At 40.0% G+C, this 16,217-nt stretch carries 17 protein-coding genes and 1 pseudogene; 11 read left to right on the top strand and 7 right to left on the bottom strand.

Annotated elements, in window-relative coordinates; translation table 11 throughout:
• The 4 genes from M595_RS29520 to M595_RS20105 form a co-directional block, all read left to right on the top strand.
• A partial coding sequence (locus tag M595_RS29520) for an IS200/IS605 family transposase (protein ID WP_023068248.1) occupies window positions 1-220 on the top strand: 220 nt, incomplete at its 5' end.
• A gap of 206 nt (window positions 221-426) precedes the next feature.
• Complete coding sequence (locus M595_RS20115) at window positions 427-1,731, top strand: TldD/PmbA family protein (protein ID WP_023068251.1); 1,305 nt, start codon at window positions 427-429, stop codon at window positions 1,729-1,731.
• An 18-nt stretch (window positions 1,732-1,749) separates the two neighbouring features.
• Window positions 1,750-2,337: a GDSL-type esterase/lipase family protein gene (locus M595_RS20110; RefSeq protein ID WP_023068254.1), complete on the top strand. Its 588-nt coding sequence runs from the start codon at window positions 1,750-1,752 to the stop codon at window positions 2,335-2,337.
• A gap of 27 nt (window positions 2,338-2,364) precedes the next feature.
• Window positions 2,365-3,057 (top strand): haloacid dehalogenase type II, encoded by a 693-nt coding sequence (locus M595_RS20105; protein ID WP_023068229.1) that lies wholly within the window; start codon window positions 2,365-2,367, stop codon window positions 3,055-3,057.
• Window positions 3,058-3,066: 9 nt separating this feature from the next.
• Here M595_RS20105 and M595_RS20100 read toward each other — a convergent pair whose 3' ends face one another.
• From M595_RS20100 to M595_RS20090, 3 genes are all read right to left on the bottom strand, one after another.
• Window positions 3,067-3,303, bottom strand: coding sequence for an excalibur calcium-binding domain-containing protein (locus M595_RS20100; RefSeq protein WP_023068261.1), 237 nt, complete (start codon window positions 3,301-3,303; stop codon window positions 3,067-3,069).
• 123 nt (window positions 3,304-3,426) lie between these two features.
• Window positions 3,427-3,771, bottom strand: a complete 345-nt coding sequence (gene petJ, locus M595_RS20095; protein ID WP_023068232.1) for a cytochrome c6 PetJ — start codon at window positions 3,769-3,771, stop codon at window positions 3,427-3,429.
• Window positions 3,772-3,775: 4 nt separating this feature from the next.
• The gene (locus M595_RS20090) at window positions 3,776-4,324 is read right to left on the bottom strand and encodes a DUF3122 domain-containing protein (RefSeq protein WP_023068243.1); all 549 of its coding nucleotides are present in this window, start codon (window positions 4,322-4,324) and stop codon (window positions 3,776-3,778) included.
• 108 nt (window positions 4,325-4,432) lie between these two features.
• Between M595_RS20090 and M595_RS20085 the strand changes: the two genes are divergently transcribed.
• The gene (locus tag M595_RS20085; RefSeq protein ID WP_023068247.1) at window positions 4,433-5,902 is read left to right on the top strand and encodes a phytoene desaturase; all 1,470 of its coding nucleotides are present in this window, start codon (window positions 4,433-4,435) and stop codon (window positions 5,900-5,902) included.
• A 49-nt stretch (window positions 5,903-5,951) separates the two neighbouring features.
• The gene (locus tag M595_RS20080) at window positions 5,952-8,102 is read left to right on the top strand and encodes a Tex family protein (RefSeq protein WP_023068224.1); all 2,151 of its coding nucleotides are present in this window, start codon (window positions 5,952-5,954) and stop codon (window positions 8,100-8,102) included.
• 171 nt (window positions 8,103-8,273) lie between these two features.
• Here M595_RS20080 and M595_RS20075 read toward each other — a convergent pair whose 3' ends face one another.
• A complete protein-coding gene (locus M595_RS20075) occupies window positions 8,274-8,543 on the bottom strand; it encodes a hypothetical protein (protein WP_023068255.1) in 270 nt (89 codons plus the stop codon).
• Between the two features lie 303 nt (window positions 8,544-8,846).
• Between M595_RS20075 and M595_RS20070 the strand changes: the two are divergent.
• The 3 genes and pseudogenes from M595_RS20070 to M595_RS20060 form a co-directional block, all read left to right on the top strand.
• Window positions 8,847-9,095, top strand: a pseudogene (locus M595_RS20070) (protein-tyrosine phosphatase family protein); the annotation flags it as partial.
• 209 nt (window positions 9,096-9,304) lie between these two features.
• Window positions 9,305-10,087: a J domain-containing protein gene (locus M595_RS20065; RefSeq protein ID WP_203419113.1), complete on the top strand. Its 783-nt coding sequence runs from the start codon at window positions 9,305-9,307 to the stop codon at window positions 10,085-10,087.
• 496 nt (window positions 10,088-10,583) lie between these two features.
• Window positions 10,584-10,856, top strand: coding sequence for a hypothetical protein (locus tag M595_RS20060; protein WP_023068234.1), 273 nt, complete (start codon window positions 10,584-10,586; stop codon window positions 10,854-10,856).
• Window positions 10,857-11,037: 181 nt separating this feature from the next.
• Here M595_RS20060 and M595_RS20055 read toward each other — a convergent pair whose 3' ends face one another.
• Complete coding sequence (locus tag M595_RS20055) at window positions 11,038-11,739, bottom strand: DUF6940 family protein (protein WP_023068259.1); 702 nt, start codon at window positions 11,737-11,739, stop codon at window positions 11,038-11,040.
• A 155-nt stretch (window positions 11,740-11,894) separates the two neighbouring features.
• On the opposite strand from M595_RS20055, the gene M595_RS31240 reads away from it, so the two are divergent.
• Complete coding sequence (locus M595_RS31240) at window positions 11,895-12,068, top strand: hypothetical protein (RefSeq protein ID WP_023068225.1); 174 nt, start codon at window positions 11,895-11,897, stop codon at window positions 12,066-12,068.
• Between the two features lie 217 nt (window positions 12,069-12,285).
• Here the strand turns inward: M595_RS31240 and M595_RS20050 are convergent, their stop codons facing one another.
• Window positions 12,286-14,142: a hypothetical protein gene (locus M595_RS20050; protein WP_023068252.1), complete on the bottom strand. Its 1,857-nt coding sequence runs from the start codon at window positions 14,140-14,142 to the stop codon at window positions 12,286-12,288.
• A gap of 356 nt (window positions 14,143-14,498) precedes the next feature.
• Between M595_RS20050 and M595_RS20045 the strand changes: the two genes are divergently transcribed.
• Complete coding sequence (locus M595_RS20045) at window positions 14,499-14,783, top strand: hypothetical protein (protein ID WP_023068242.1); 285 nt, start codon at window positions 14,499-14,501, stop codon at window positions 14,781-14,783.
• A gap of 103 nt (window positions 14,784-14,886) precedes the next feature.
• Here M595_RS20045 and M595_RS20040 read toward each other — a convergent pair whose 3' ends face one another.
• Window positions 14,887-16,116 carry a caspase family protein gene (locus M595_RS20040; RefSeq protein ID WP_023068233.1) on the bottom strand — a complete coding sequence of 410 codons (1,230 nt, stop codon included), beginning with the start codon at window positions 16,114-16,116 and terminating at the stop codon, window positions 14,887-14,889.
• Window positions 16,117-16,217 lie beyond the last annotated feature (101 nt).

Raw genomic sequence — 16,217 nt, 5'->3', positions numbered from 1 at the left:
TACCATCGGTGACATTGCTTTAAGTAATTTGGTTAATAATCTCAAATCTGTAACGTCTCGAAAGCTTAGACAAGAATTTTCCGACCACTTAAATTCTTTCTATTGGAAAGATGTTTTATGGAATGGCTCTTACTTTGTTGCTAGTTGTGGTGGAATAACTATTTCAACTCGGCGACAATATATCGAAAATCAGAACAAACCTAATTCCGATAAACCCTGACCGCAATTCATCTCACGCTGCTCTGTCGGGTCAGACGTGAGGCTTCTTGGGGAAGAAGCTAAATTGCAAAGCACTCACTCATATTTCCTTCCTGTGCTTCGGGGTTTAATCGCAGAACCTCAAAGGCACTCAGGAAACCCTTTGATAGAAGTGACTCACCACAAGGTAGGATGGAACGATGAACACTGTGCGATGACCGATCGTTTATGACCCATGACCAATCTGCCGAACAGCTTCTGGAGTTGGCTTCATTAGCCGGTGCCGAGGCGGCTTCGGTTTTTCAGTCGCAATCTCAATCACAACCGATTTTTTTTGAAGCCAACCGACTCAAACAACTCGAAAGTATTCAAACTGGCGGGACAGCCTTACGACTTTGGCGAGATGGGCGTCCGGGTTTGGCTGTGGCTCATGGCCCTGTAGAACCGGAAAAGTTGGTTGAACGAGCGATCGCTCTGAGTCGTCTCAATGAACCCGAAACCATTGAACTGACTGCAACTTCGATTAACAAACATTATCCCAATTTAGGTGAGACGGTTGGGGTTGAACAGCTTATTGAATGGGGGCGAGAGGCGATCGCTTTAGTTCGACAAGACTATCCTGATATTCTCTGTAGCGCTGAGTGGGACTGTGAAATTGAATCCACTCGTTTGGTGAATTCTCTGGGCCTCGACTCTGGCTATCGGGATACGACACTGAGTGGTTATCTCGAAACTGAATGGGTACGCGGAGATGATTTCTTGAGTATCTCAGACGGTCAAACTCAGCGAGGTGTACTTGATCCGGCGTTGATCGCTGAACGGATTTTAAAACGCTTGAATTGGGCAAAAGAAAATATTGCGCCGCCTGTGGGCCGGGTGCCGATTTTGTTCACAGGGAAAGCGGCCGATATGCTGTGGGGAACGGTGGCGGCAGCGTTGAATGGAAAACAGGTTTTAGAAGGGGCTTCTCCTTGGAGTGATCGGTTAAGGACGCCTGTGATGTCCCCGCTTTTGACGGTTTATCAGGCACCGGAAGAAGGGCCGTTTAGTTGTCCGTTTGATGATGAGGGAGTACAAACTCGCCCGATTGTTTTTATTGAAGATGGAATTTTGCAACTTTTTTATACGGATTTAACGACGGGTCGGGTTTTGGGAAGTGGTACAACTGGAAATGGTTTTAAAGCGGGTTTAAATAGTTACCCAACGCCGGGTTTATTTAATTTATTAGTTAAACCAGGAAAGGGAACTTTGCAAGATTTAATTCAAAATTTAGATCGGGGGTTAATTATTGATCAAATGTTAGGTGGGGGGGCAGGAATTAGTGGGGAATTTTCGATTAATGTGGATTTAGGCTATCGGATTGAACGGGGTGAAATTGTCGGCAGAGTTAAGAATACGATGGTTTCTGGAAATGTTTATACGGCGCTAAAACACGTCCTTCAAGTCGGAGAGGATGCAGACTGGAATGGATCTTTTTGTACACCGTCTCTAATCGTTGAAGGCTTGTTTGTCACGGGAAGAAGTTTATTCTAATTCTTGAATGTTTTAAAGATGCGAATTTGTTTTGTCGGTGATTCTTTTGTTAATGGTGTGGGTGATCCAAGGGGTTTAGGATGGACGGGTCGAGTTTGTGTTGAGGCTCATCAATACCCGGATGAAATTACTCACTATAACTTAGGTATCCGACGAGAAACCAGTGCAGATATTCTGAAACGTTGGTTGGGGGAAGTTTCTTGTCGTTTATCCCCAGAAGATGACAGCCAAGTGGTGTTTTCTTTTGGGGTGAATGATACGACTATTGAACAGGGAAAAACACGGGTGAGTTTATCTGACTCTCTTAATAATACCCGTCAAATTTTAACAACAGCTTCATCTCATTTTCCGGTTTTAATGATTGGGCCTCCACCGATTGCAGACATTGAACAAAATCAGAGAATTAATAATTTATCTGAAAAAATACAGTTTATTTGTGAGCAGGTTAATATTCCCTATCTTGATGTTTTTACACCCTTAAAATCTTCTGCGGTTTGGATGAGTGAAGTTGAAAACTATGATGGCGCACATCCCCGTGAAAAGGGCTATGCTAAATTAGCTAATTTAGTTAAAAGTTGGTCAGCTTGGCAATCATGGTTTAAGTAAAAAATATTAGAGTTTAGGAGGTTGGAAATGTTAAAATTTAATCAATTTGAGGCTTTGAGTTTTGACTGTTACGGAACTTTAATTGATTGGGAAAATGGCATTACTCCCGTTTTACAAAAAATTGTTTCCGATCATCAAATTGACTGCGACGAACAACAATTGTTAAAGTTTTTTTCTGAATATGAGCCAATTGCTCAAAGTGGAAAATATCAAAATTATAAAGATGTTTTGCGAGAAGTTGTTCAAAAAATTGGGGAACGGTTGGAGTTTGAACCCACAATTTCTGAATTAGAGAGTTTATGGAAGTCGATTGAAACTTGGAAAACTTTTTCTGATACCGTAGAAGCGTTACAAGCGTTAAAGCAAAAGTATCGTTTGGTAATTATTTCTAATATTGATGATGATTTATTTGCTCAAACGGCTCAACAGTTACAGGTAGAATTTGATGACGTTATTACTGCTCAACAAGTCAAATCCTATAAACCTACCCTGAGAAACTTTGAATTTACCCTAGAAAAAATTGGACTATCCCCAGATAAACTATTACACGTTGCTGAGAGTTTATATCACGATATTGCCCCCGCAAAACAGTTAGGTTTAACCACAGTTTGGGTGAACCGACAACAAGGCAAAGAAGTAGGTGCGACTCAACCCACCGCAGCCGAACCCGACTTAGAAGTTCCTGACTTAAAAACCTTGGTTTCTTTAATCAATTCCTGATTTTTTCTATTAGTCTTGTTCGCAACCAATTCCGTCTTTATCGCGATCAAATCGATGGGGGTCTGGGGATAAAACTTTAAACCGACGATAGGAAATATCTTGACAATCTAAGTCAGGAGGGCTAGGAGGAATACATATTTTTTCACCCTTTTCTCCCGTCGGATAGGAGGGGTCACAGGCTTGCTGTTGTGCCATGGCGGGAGAGAAAAAGATCAGGAAAGCTATCAAAATTAGCAGTTTAATCATCTCTTTTTAATCTCTACTTTAAGAGATGTGAATTAGGGATAATGATCTTTTGTTTCTCTCCTATTCTATCTCACTCATTAGCCATTTGCCAACTTGAACATCTGTTAAAACAGAGTTGAATAACTAAGATTTCCAATTGTTTTCCGCTTGTTTCATCACATAATCAGAAACATCTTCTATTTCTTTGGGGGTTAAACGTTCTTTATAAGCAGGCATATTACCTTTCCCCTGAGTAACTAAGTAAGAAATCGCCTCAATCGTATCATATCCATTGCGGTTTAATGCGTTTTTCTTGAGCGTTTTCCCCCATCTGATAATATTACCGCCTCCGACATGACAACCCGCACATTGCAGGTTAAAAATCTTAGCACCATTTTGGGAGTTAGCCGCTTGAACTGGAGAAGCAAAAGTGAACAAGACTAAAGTAACAATCAGGAGAAAATGGATGAAGGTTTGATGAATTTTCATGGAACTATAAATCAAAAGTTTTAAACGATAAATCCCCTGAAAGTTTATAGGAGAACTCATTTAATTCTAACAGTTTTCGCCATTCTCTGACAATATAAGGCGGAACGGGTAATTCAACAATTTGATTTTCGGCTAAAGGCAAGGCTAACTCTAAGGGAATATCATTTTCGATCTGAAACAAAATATCGGATACATCATATTCTCCCACATTTTTCGGCAGAGATAAATCAACCACATCTTTAGCTTGCCAAGTTTTTCCGGTTGCTGTTGTCAGTTTTAAGGGTTGTCGATGTGCAAACGCTGTTAAACCGGGAAACCCCACGAGTCGCAAATGAATTTCATTAACTTGACCAAATTTTATCCGTTTAAATAATATCACTTGCCAAGATAAATCATGGCGATCGCGTAAACTTTGTTTAGAACGATACATCACTTGATTTTCACTTTCAGGATAGCGATGAATCGAAGCCCAGGCGGGTGAAAAGGTCAGCAGTTGCAGCGACAAACACAAGATCACAGCAAAGAACAGACGTAATTTATTCCAACTTTTCATTGCAGATTTTTGGTCAAGGGTTTAAATTAATAATACAAGGTGTTTATTCTTTTCGCACAGATTGTTTAGAACCTGAAAATTTAGAGTCTCTAATTTGTTTAATATCGCATGAAAATTATTGTAATTGGTAGTGGTTTGGGTGGAATAGCGACAGCAATTCGGCTACAAGCCCAAGGACATCAAGTCACTATTTTAGAGAAGCGTGATCAACCCGGTGGACGGGCTTATGTTTATCAACAGGATGGTTTTACTTTTGATGGCGGGCCAACGATTATTACTTCTCCCTATCTAATTCACGAGTTATTTCAAATCGCGGGAAAACAAACCGAAGACTATGTAACGCTGGTTAAACTCAACCCTTTTTATAATGTCAGATTTCCCGATGGTTCGGTCTTTCACTATAACGATAATTATGATGATTTAATCCAACAAATTCGCGCTTTTAATCCTGAAGATGTTGCCGGATATCAACGTTTTTGTCAAGCGGCTAACCAAGTCTTTAAAAAAGGTCTACCTTTGATGACTCAACCGTTTACCAAATTTGGGGATATGCTAAGGGTTGCACCGGATATGATTGAGTTACAATCCTATAAATCTGTTGCCGGATTTGTTAACCAGTATATCAAAGATGAACGCTTGCGACAAGTGTTTAGTTTTCATCCGCTTTTAATTGGCGGAAACCCTTTTCAAAGTACCTCTATTTACGCGATGATTCACAAATTAGAACAACAATTTGGGATTTGGTTTGCAATGGGGGGAACGGGAGCGTTAGTCTCAGGATTGGTGCAAATTTTTAAAGAAATTGGCGGTAAACTGTTACTCAATGCAGAAGTTTCTGAAATTTTGATCTCGGATCAAACCCGCAAAGCAACAGGAGTTGTATCAAAAGACGGGGATCTATTCGAGGCTGATGCAATCGTTAGTAACGGTGATGTAGCGTGGACGTACTTAAACTTGATTCAACCTCGTTTTCGTCGAAAATATACCGATGCAAAAATAAAACAAATGCGTTATTCTATTTCGTTATTTGTGTTATATTTCGGCACAAACCGACGCTATGAACAGATGGCGCATCACGAAATTATTATGGGGCCAAGATACAAAGGATTAATGAATGATTTGTTTAACAAGAAGCATTTAGCTGATGATTTTTCCTTGTATTTGCATCGTCCAACGGCGACTGATCCCACACTTGCCCCCTCGGGATGTGATAGTTGGTATGTGTTATCTCCAGTTCCGAATTTAGATGCTAAAATAGAATGGAAAACTACAGCAAAATCTTACCGAGATAAAATTATTCAATTTCTAGAACACCATTATCTACCCCAGTTATCCCAACATATTGTTACAGAATATTACATTGATCCGATTCATTTTCAAGATACGCTAAACAGTTATAAAGGGAGTGCATTTTCCATTGAACCCACACTCATGCAGTCCGCTTGGTTTCGTCCTCACAACCAGAGTGAAGATCTCAAAAATCTCTATTTTGTTGGGGCTGGAACCCATCCCGGTGCAGGCATACCCGGAGTGATCAGTTCAGCTAAAATTGTTGCTGATATGATTGGTAAAGCATAACAATATTATCCCAAAATTATCCCAAAAAAGTTAATAGATTGCTAAAATGATGCTCAATATTCCTCAAACTATCGCTCAAGAACTATCCCTAAAAACCTATCAAGTTGAAAACACACTAGAACTGTTTTCAGAAGGTGCAACCATTCCCTTTGTCGCCCGTTATCGGAAAGAAAAAACAGGTTCTCTCGATGAAACTCAACTGCGAGATATTTCTGAACGATTTAGTTATTTAACTGAACTCGAAGATCGCAAAAAATTTATCTTAGAAGCGATAGAAAATCAAGGCAAACTCACTGATGAACTTGAAGCCAAAATCACAGCGAGTTTACTCAAAAACGAACTCGAAGATCTCTATCTTCCCTACAAACCCAAACGCCGCACCCGCGCCACTGCTGCTAAGGAAAAAGGGTTAGAACCCCTGGCGGAATTGATCGCCTCTCTCAACCTTCCCAAAGCGCCGATTATTCCCTTAGAAAAAGCCGCATCAGATTATATTTCCGAAGAAAAAGGCATTAAAACCGTAGAAGATGCGTTACAGGGTGCTTCTGATATTTTAGCTGAAACGGTTTCAGAAAAAGCCGAATATCGGGCCTATTTGCGAGAATATTTGATGAACAAAGGAGTGTTTGTTTCATCGGTGAAAGATGACTATCCCGAAGGTTCAACGAAGTTTGAGATGTATCGAACGTTTCGGGAAAAAGCAATAGAGATTAAACCTCATAATATTTTAGCCCTGTTTCGCGGAGAATCTGAAGGCATTCTCAAAGTCGATTTAGAATTTGATGAAGATTTTATTCTCACTTACTTAGAAGCCCAGGAAATTAAAACTAAAACCTCAGAAGTGAGAAGATTTTATCAAGCCATGATTAAAGATGGATTTAATCGTTTGATGAAAACTTCTTTAATCAGTGAAGTTCGATCCAATCGGAAAGCTTACGCCGATATTGAATCCATCCAAACCTTTGAAGCGAATTTACGAGAATTGTTGTTATCTTCTCCTGCGGGAATGAAGCCAACTCTTGCGATTGATCCTGGATTTAGAACAGGATGTAAAGTGTCGGTTCTCTCAGAAACGGGTCAATTTTGTGAATATCAAACTATTTTTCCCTATCAATCTGCGAACCAACGTCAAGATGCTGCCAAGACGATTAAAACATTAATTAAAAAGTACAAAATTGAATTAATTGCGATTGGAAATGGGACTGCCGGACGAGAAACTGATGAATTTATTGGGGAAGTTTTAACCCAAATTGAGACTAAACCGATTAAAGTAATGGTCAATGAGTCGGGTGCTTCCATTTATTCTGCAAGTGATGTCGCACGACAAGAATTTCCGGAGTTAGATTTAACTGTGCGAGGGGCGATTAGTATTGGACGACGCTTACAAGACCCCTTAGCAGAATTGGTAAAAATTGACCCGAAATCGATTGGAGTTGGACAGTATCAGCATGATGTTGACCAAAAGTTACTCAAGAAAAAACTGGATGAAACTGTCGAAAGTTGTGTGAACTATGTCGGCGTTGAACTCAATAGTGCATCGAAAGAGTTATTAACCTTTGTCTCGGGAATTACCCCGACAATTGCTCAAAATATTATCATCTACCGCAACGAAAAAGGAGTATTTAAAAATAGAAAAGAATTGCTAAAAGTTGCAAAACTGGGGCCAAAAGCCTATCAACAGGCTGCGGGTTTTTTACGCATTCGCGAAGGCGCCAACCCCCTCGATAATACCGCAGTTCACCCCGAAAGTTATAAAGTTGTAGAAACAATGGCTTCTGATGTGGGTGTTTCTCTGAAGAATATTTCTCAAGTTGCAGAAAAGTTAAAATCAATTGACTTGAAAAAATATGTAACAGAAACCGTCGGAATTCCAACCTTAAAAGATATTATTCGGGAGTTAGAAAAACCAGGACGTGACCCCAGATCGGAGTTTAAATATGCAACCTTTAAAGAGGGAATTAAGGAGATTTCCGATCTCAAAGAAGGAATGGAATTAGAAGGAATTGTCACGAATGTTGTTAATTTTGGGGCGTTTGTTGATATTGGAGTTCATCAGGATGGGTTAGTTCATATTTCCCAAATCGCAGATCAATTTGTTGATGATCCTAATCAGTTCGTGAAAGTTGGACAAGTTGTAAAAGTGCGAGTATTAGAGGTGAAGGAGAAATTAAAGCGGATTGGTTTATCGATGAAATTGTAAGAAAATAGCAGGGTGTATCCGGTTTTTGAGTTGATTTTTTGCCTATTCAATCCCAAATCGGATGCACCGGGTAAGCCAGAGATAATATATCAGAATTTAATCCAACTTCTGTAAATTCACCTCAGTATTCATCATTTCATCACAGCTTGACAGCTATTCTATTGAGTTACTCTAAAACCTCAAAGCAATTAAGCCAATTAGCCCCAGTAAACCCAGCGACCGACGAAAGTAGTTAACCCCCTCGAATAACTCTTGCCACGCCCAAGTAAACAGTGAACCAAAAGCGATTGCATCTAGACCTGTATGGAGATTGCCACTAGGAATAATTAATTTTAGTACAGTGGTTGTAATCCCGACTATAAGTGGTAGATTGGGAGGTTGAGCAATAACAATATTGCCCTCGCTATCTCGAAATGTTTTATCGAATAAGTTATCTTCCATGAATGATTGAATCAATAATTGTCTCCAAATCTAAGTTTACTTGGCTCTGAGAGGTTTCTCTCTCCCCCTTTAGTCGTAATTGGGGTTGACTTTCAACGGGGATTGAGAATTTAATCAATGAAACTGTGCATGGGGTTAACCCACTTAGAGATATGTTTATGTCAATGATGATCATTCGTTAACTCAGAAAAAATGCAATTAGCCGATGCCGTGGAACATCCTCACATTACCTCCATGTATTTACCCGTTGAAGATGGGGTATCTTTGCCAACTCACTTTTGACGACAAGGGGTAGACTTTACCAAGACCCAAAAACAGCAAGGAAAAATCCTATTGATTGCCTGTGGTGCGGGAATCAGTCGCTCTGTGGCTTTTGCAGTTGCCGCACTCAAAGAAATCGAAGACTTGAGTTTGCTAGCGGCTTTACAGATAGTTAAGAAGTACCACTTCGAGTCCTTACCCCATCCCGCCCTCTGGAAATCTTTGTGTGCTTACTACGGCGAAAGTATTTCTACTCGGGATTTCTTAAAAGCACTCCGCCAGAACAGTTAAACTCTGGTATAAGCATGAGATTGTCATTTGAGATTGTCATTGTTTTTCCACAATTAATTGACTAGATAGCGCTCGCTTTCCACAACGAGTTAATCTTCTCCGACACCTCTACTACTTTCAGCCCGAACAACCCGAACAACCTGAAAATTATTGGCGAATTGATAGATATTCCCTTTACAATAAACACGATCCCGTTATCTTCTGTTTATATGCCTCGTTCTCAAAAGCAAACTTCATCCACACCCACCGAGTCCACTACATTGTTAGGACTTTCCAGTTTTCATGAACGTCATCGCCTTCTAGAAGAAGAACATCAATGGCTTCTCAAACAGATTAAACGAAAACGCACTGAACTCAAAAACTTCTTAGATCAGATGCGTACCATTGCGACTCGAATTTTTAGCCAAGCTTCCCCTCTCTATCAAAAACAGAATCAACTGGACACTAAAATTCATAATTTATTTGAAGAAATATTAACCAATCAAAAATTGGGAAAAAAGAGCAAACAAGATATTTTCAACGTTTACTGTTCTCTCCAATTAATCGGATTAATCAGTCCTCAATTAGATGAAGATGATGAATTCGATACTTTTTTTAATAACTCCTCATCAGAACGAGGGAATACTGAAGCCGGAGAAAACTTCTTTAATAACAATACCCATAATTTTCATCAATTTGATGAAGATCATTCTTTCACGGAATCTCAAACAAAATCCCCTGAATCTCAACAAATTCGACAAATATTTCTAAAATTAGCTTCTCTTTTTCATCCAGATAAGGTCACGGATGCTGAAACACAAATGCACCATAATGAGGTAATGAAAGAAATTAACCGTGCTTATCAAGAAGGGGATATTGCTCGACTGCTTGAAATCGAGAAGCAACACCATCTTCAAGAAAAAATTGACTCAATTAGCAGTACAAAATCTGAAATTGAAAGGCTTTGTCTTCGACGAGAAAAAGACAATCAACTTCTCAAAAATCAGTACTAAAATATCAAAAAAGAACTCCGTATTGCTCGAAATACGCCCGAAGGTGAACTGGTAAAAAATTATCGCGCTGGTCAAAAACAGGGAATTGATTCCATCGCTGAAATAGTTCTAGAATTAGAAGCTCAAGTCAAAGCCATAGAAAATATCTATAATTTTGTTCAGGACTTTCGAGACAAAAAAATCACAATTAAAGAGTTTATCAAAAGCTCCAGTTGTCCTGAAAATGCTGAAGAAATGTTAGAAATGATGTTGAGTCGCTTCTTAAAAATAGAACTCTAACTTGAATTACCTTGAGTTCACGAACAAATCGCGGTTTCTGCCCAGATCATGCCGTAAAATCATTCTAAGACAAAGAATAATCATAGAATCAATGGAGAACTGGGTGGCTAGATTAGGGAAGCTCATTTTCAATTCTGTGACCGTAACAGTGTAAGATAGGGAATCTCCGATCTAATATCATAATTCAGGATTAAGTTAATCGGGAGCTTGCATAACGATGAGAGTTGAATCTATTGAACAAGAATACATGACTAACTCCAATGAAACTCAAACAGATAGTGAAGCAGTCCTAGTCACAAAGGTGATCTTTGAGGGTGTTTCTAGTCCCTGTATTTTATCACGGTTAATGATAGAAGCACTAGGCCGCCCTGGTAAAGATAATGATATGGAATTCCTCAACAGTGGCGAACGCTGTATCGTCGTTTGGACTCACCCTCAACTGAGTCTTGAAGCTACACAAAATCTCATCAATCGTGCTATTTGTAAATGATCAACAACCCGTTTCCCAAACCAATCAGTCTTTAGAAATCCGACTATTCCTAAAGCCTTTTTGATCTAGACTTTGTTGGTTTTAAAAATAAACAGAAAAAACAGTAATAAAATACTGTTCACTTTTGGGATCTAGTTTTGTAGATTAAATCCTCAGTTTACTCAATAATCTGAGAATTGGTTTAAGACCGATATAAACCTGAAGTTGAAGTATTCCTTTCATCATAGAGAGAAGAAATCATTTGATACCAAAGCGCTTGAGTTTGGTTATTAATACTTTGGGCGGATAAAAGTGTGAGATACTTGAGACTAAAATCAAAACGAATGTGCATCCAGGGAACACCATGACCATGCGTATTACACCATATTGAACCCCCTTGTTCAATCGTTTTCTCAGCAATTTCTCCAACTCGCTTCCATAAAGCCTGTTGTAAATCAATAGAAGCCAAGCGACAAAAAGCAGCAATATGACCATAATTTCCTGTGTCTTTGGGTATTACTAACAACGCATCACCCGATAAATTAGAGAATGTTGCTACCTGTTGGTGGGGTTTTAACTTCTGTAGATATTCTTGATAAGCTTGAGGATTGGCGGGAGAAAAATTAGACGGAATTAATACTGCGAAAAAGGGGTGAGTTGTGGTAAAATTAGAGTGAATCGGAATCGGTTGCCAAAGAAAGTCGAAAGGAATATCAGCCCAAGTTTGATTCCATAATTGTCGAAAATCAGCTTGACTTGACAACCCTTTGGCGATCGCCGACCAAGAAAAAGGCTGCTGATGAGAATCGACAAATCGAACAACCATTGTATCTTGTTGGTGAATTTTCAGGCGAACTCGATGGGCGGTTGCGTGATTAATATTGCCATCCGAACAAAGTTTCATGAGTACATCCGTTATTCTAACTCTCAGCAGTTTAACAAATTAAATTTAAGATTAGATTAATTAGGTGGATGTTGATTAACTGCACCAGGGATTAGGGTATTCACACGGTTCACTCCGTATCGTGTAGAAAGTGAATCCTCTCAGGTGTATAAACCATGAAAATTATTCTAGCTTTTTTACTCTCTTTTTTACTCTCTTTAGTGATTGCATTTTTGATTCTGGCATTTTTATCTGAACCCATCCGAGAGCAAATGTATAAGAAAAAACCTGTGCATACCTGGTCAGAATATGATTTATTGGGTTTATTGATCATGTTATATCCCGTTTGAGTTTTGATGTCTACGATCATCATTACTTTGATCCTGATCATAACTGTTTAGAAATATCAAACCCTACTTCTCCCACCCCCAATGATTGAATAGACAATATAGAGTCGCCACAAAATGGGCTGCTTATCCATCCATAACGCCTATCAGACGATTGATTATACTTCCGATGCTATTTTACCAAACAATAATTCGTCCTAATTATCCTTCTGATTGTCTCTTATTTTTCCCATTGCGGCGCTGTTAACGTTGTGCGTAATTTCCAGCGTCCTTGTGGATGAATCAGTTCTAAAACCCCACTAGATAATTCTTGTTTCAAATAGGGACTGTCTAACACCGCCCAATTTCCTAAAACTCGTTCTCGATCATTGACAGTTCCTTTTCCAATACCGCCATTGGGTTCGTAAATCAATTCTAAGCGATCGCCCGTCACTGATTTGTAGGATAATTGACCTAGATTCGTCCAGAGGCGATCATTAACTTCAGTTTGGTCTAAACGGTTCGTTAACGCTTCCAAATTGGGCGCATCATTGACAGAAACCACCTCAGTTATCCAAGCCGTATTTACCCCATTCGCTGCTAAAACTTGGTAATCAGAATATTTTTCTGAAACTTGCGGTTTCCAGTCTATTGTATCTCCCCAAACCCGCACAGATAACCAAACATTTTCCACTTGCCAAATATACCAATTATTATGTTTTTGGGGTTCACCATAACGAGTCGGAATCACTAAATGAGAACGGGTGGGAACTTCGGCTGCAATATCACGCTCATTCAATCTTAATTGATAGAGAACCGTTCCTTTTTCCTGCAAAAATTGATCACCGGTCGAATTCCCCGCAGCCGTCGGACTGTGATAGGTTCCGCCCAAACTGACTACCGCATTATCAACGCCTTTAGGATCACGAATAACCAGTTTATAGGTGGCATATTGTGCGTTAATTGTTCCCTGCACTTGATAAGATCGAAACGGAATTAACAGCGTAGATAAACTGTAATCTTCAGTAATATAAAACGTTTCCCAAAATTGATTATCTTGATGATAACTATAATAACTTGGATGACTGGCTTTTAATAAAAACGGAAGCTGCACGTCTTTCTTCGCTAAAGCTGTCATTTCCCTCGGGGGACGGTAGGAACTCAACGCCGCCGGAACCCCAACCCAGGCGTATTTTTGGGGAATACGGTCAGCCGTTTGCGGGTCATCCCCCCACCACACCCAAGCCACCGCAGCCAACTCGCTATTATCCCAAGTTCCGCGATCAAACCCCCGACTTTCGGCGCCCCCTGCGGTTCCCCAACTCAAACGAACCGCCATATTTGCAGCCAACCAGTCGAGAGTGGCTTTGGCGAGTTGTCGGAGTTCGGGCGTTTTGGCAAAATCGTAGATATTCAGCAAACCTGCGATCGCATAACCGTAGTATGTTGAAGAATGGAACTCACCCTGACCAATAGTGAGAAATTTATTCAGTTCCGCCCGTAACCAGGCTTCATTGGTTGCAGCCACACCCGGCGCCCCATTCGGCCAACCACTCCCATCTATTAAAGCCAGTCCCGAACCCCGCTGCATGAACATATGATTTTCGGTGCCTTGTTCCATCCATTGGGTGACTTCGGGGCTATCTAACATTTGACGATAGGTGGTTTCGAGGTCGGGGGGAAGGCGATCGCGAAAGAGGAAAAACAGGCGAATATCGTGAATGGCCCGAAAATGGTACAAGTCCGGGCGATCTTTATCCAAACTGCGTAAAAACGGCCAAAGGGTTTCGGGGTCGTATTGTTCGGGTAGACTCAGACGGGCGAGAATAACGGGAAGCAGGTATTTGTGAGGATCACCGAGTTTAACCCGTCGCCACCACTCATCAAGGCTGTTAAGGTCTTCTGAGGCGACTCTTTGACGGATGGCGAGGCTGCGTTGTTGAAATGCTTGTTCGCTGTCGTTGTCCCAGGTGCGGGTAGACGTGGAAAAATTTTCTGTCAAATTTTCGGGGGTTTGGTCTGCGGTCAGACTCGAACAACTAAGTATACTACTGAGTGTAAGGAAAAGTGCCGCAATTGCAAAGGGTTTGAGCTTCATCAGGGGAGTTCTCCGAGTGGTTTTTTGAGGTTGAGAAAAGCTGATTTTTTGCCTCAATGTATCTGTTGTGAAAACAGGAGGGCTATTTTCTACGTGAAAACACGTAAATCGCAGTTTATATCCAGAAAAAAAATCCGTAATTCATACATTGTGGTTAACCGAGCTTCCTTGATATCTTATATACAGATGCATAGAGAAACACCCCAGATTGACCCCGTTCCATCAGACGGGGTTTTATTTATGGTAATCAAATTGGTTGAATAAACATTTGATATTTATCGGAATAGGTGAGAACTGACGAAGAAGATATAATAGAAAGTAATTTATTAACTGACTTTTGAGATCAACGACCCACCATGTTCAAGTACCTGTTCGCCGCTTTAACGGCATTGGTTTTAGTGTTGTGGGGTTCAGGAACGTTCACACCTGCTAATGCTACAACAAATACAACCACAAATGATCCTCAAGTCTACATTTGGGATTATACTGCGATCAGCAGTAACCAAGTCGTCTGTAAACAGGTGGCTTTTCATGCTGTTTCTCGTTCCCTCCCCAAAGGTGTAGATGTTCAACCGACTCATATTTCTACAAAAGTGGTTGACGAGGGCTATTGTGCTAATTTAACCAAACCAAAAGCTTAATCTGACTCTATCTTAAAAAACCCGGTTTCTCAGAGATCGGGTTTTTGAGATCAAAACCGATTTATAGAATACTAAAACTCATCGTGTTCTCGCCACAACCGGGCTATCTGACTCCTGACAAAGATAACAACGTTCCGACTTCAATATTCCCCTCAATTGTAGCACTTCCAACTAACTCTTTACGAGATTTAAGAATCACTTTACCCGACGAATTTAATTGAGAGTTCACAATATTAAAGAGAGTTCCTGACTTTAACTCCGCTTTTTGTTTAACGGTTAATCCTCTCAACCAAATTTGGGCTTGATTTCCTTCAGTCTTCATAACAACTGCATTTGCAACTGGGCTTTGATTCTGCACAAAATACATCGGATCATTTTCATATCCGCTATCAATCTTAACTTCATATAACGGATTTTGACGTAATCTTTGAGGAATTTGTTCATTTATATAGGCGATCGCACTTTTTGGTGTTCCAGTATTTTGCCAGAGATATTGAGTTAATAAATAGCTAAAAATTCCCACATGAAAATCAAGAATTTTCATATCCTTTGCCAATTCGTTGGGCTGGGCTGAAGCCAAAACTACACCCCTAGCAACGCCTTTTTGATATCCTTGTACAAACTCCTCCGGCGACATATCCAAACGAGAAAGCCACTGTTGTTGATAGGCTTTTTCTTGGGGTGAAACCTCTATTTTTTCTCCTCCATCTCGCGAACGAACTTTAAAATCCCTAGTTTTTAATCCCGAAAAACAACTATCAAGAACTGCGGTAAAATATTCGGTTTGGATGGCAGACATTAATAAAAATAAAGTGTGTCCCATAATATCATTAACTACACCCCCAACATTCGGATAACCCGCAGGAAGGGAACTATCCACCGGAACAAAAGTTCCATTTAAACCCGTACCGTCAACAATCGGACTTTTACCAATAATTGGGTTAGGATCTAAAACACGAGAACCATGTCCAGAATAATGAAAAACAGCTACATCTCCGGGTTTTGCTTGTTTAACTAAATGTTCTTCAAAAGCTTCTAATATTCCTTGACGGGTGGCTTGTTTATCCGTTAAAATGACAATATCTTTGGGATTAAAACCAAAGCGATGAATCAGTAACATTTGCTGCATTAGCACATCATTAACACAGCCATTTAACGGATCTTTTTGATATTGGTTAATTCCGACTAACAAAGCTAACTTTCGAGGGGTACTTTGGGCTAATACTTTACCATAACGGTCGAATTTCGGGAGTAAATTAAAAGAATTGAGTCCGAGGGTGGCAAGGGTTGAACCCGCAAATTCCATGAAACGACGACGAGAAGTAAAAGACATTTTTAAATATTTTGTTTAAAGATAAGACTAATAGTCTATAAATTAGTTTAGCATAATATCCGCTTCAAAGTCTCCCTTTTTAAGGGGGATTTAGGGGGATA

Source organism: Lyngbya aestuarii BL J, from assembly GCF_000478195.2.
GTDB lineage: Bacteria > Cyanobacteriota > Cyanobacteriia > Cyanobacteriales > Microcoleaceae > Capilliphycus > Capilliphycus aestuarii.
This window is presented reverse-complemented; position numbering and strand designations above follow the sequence as displayed.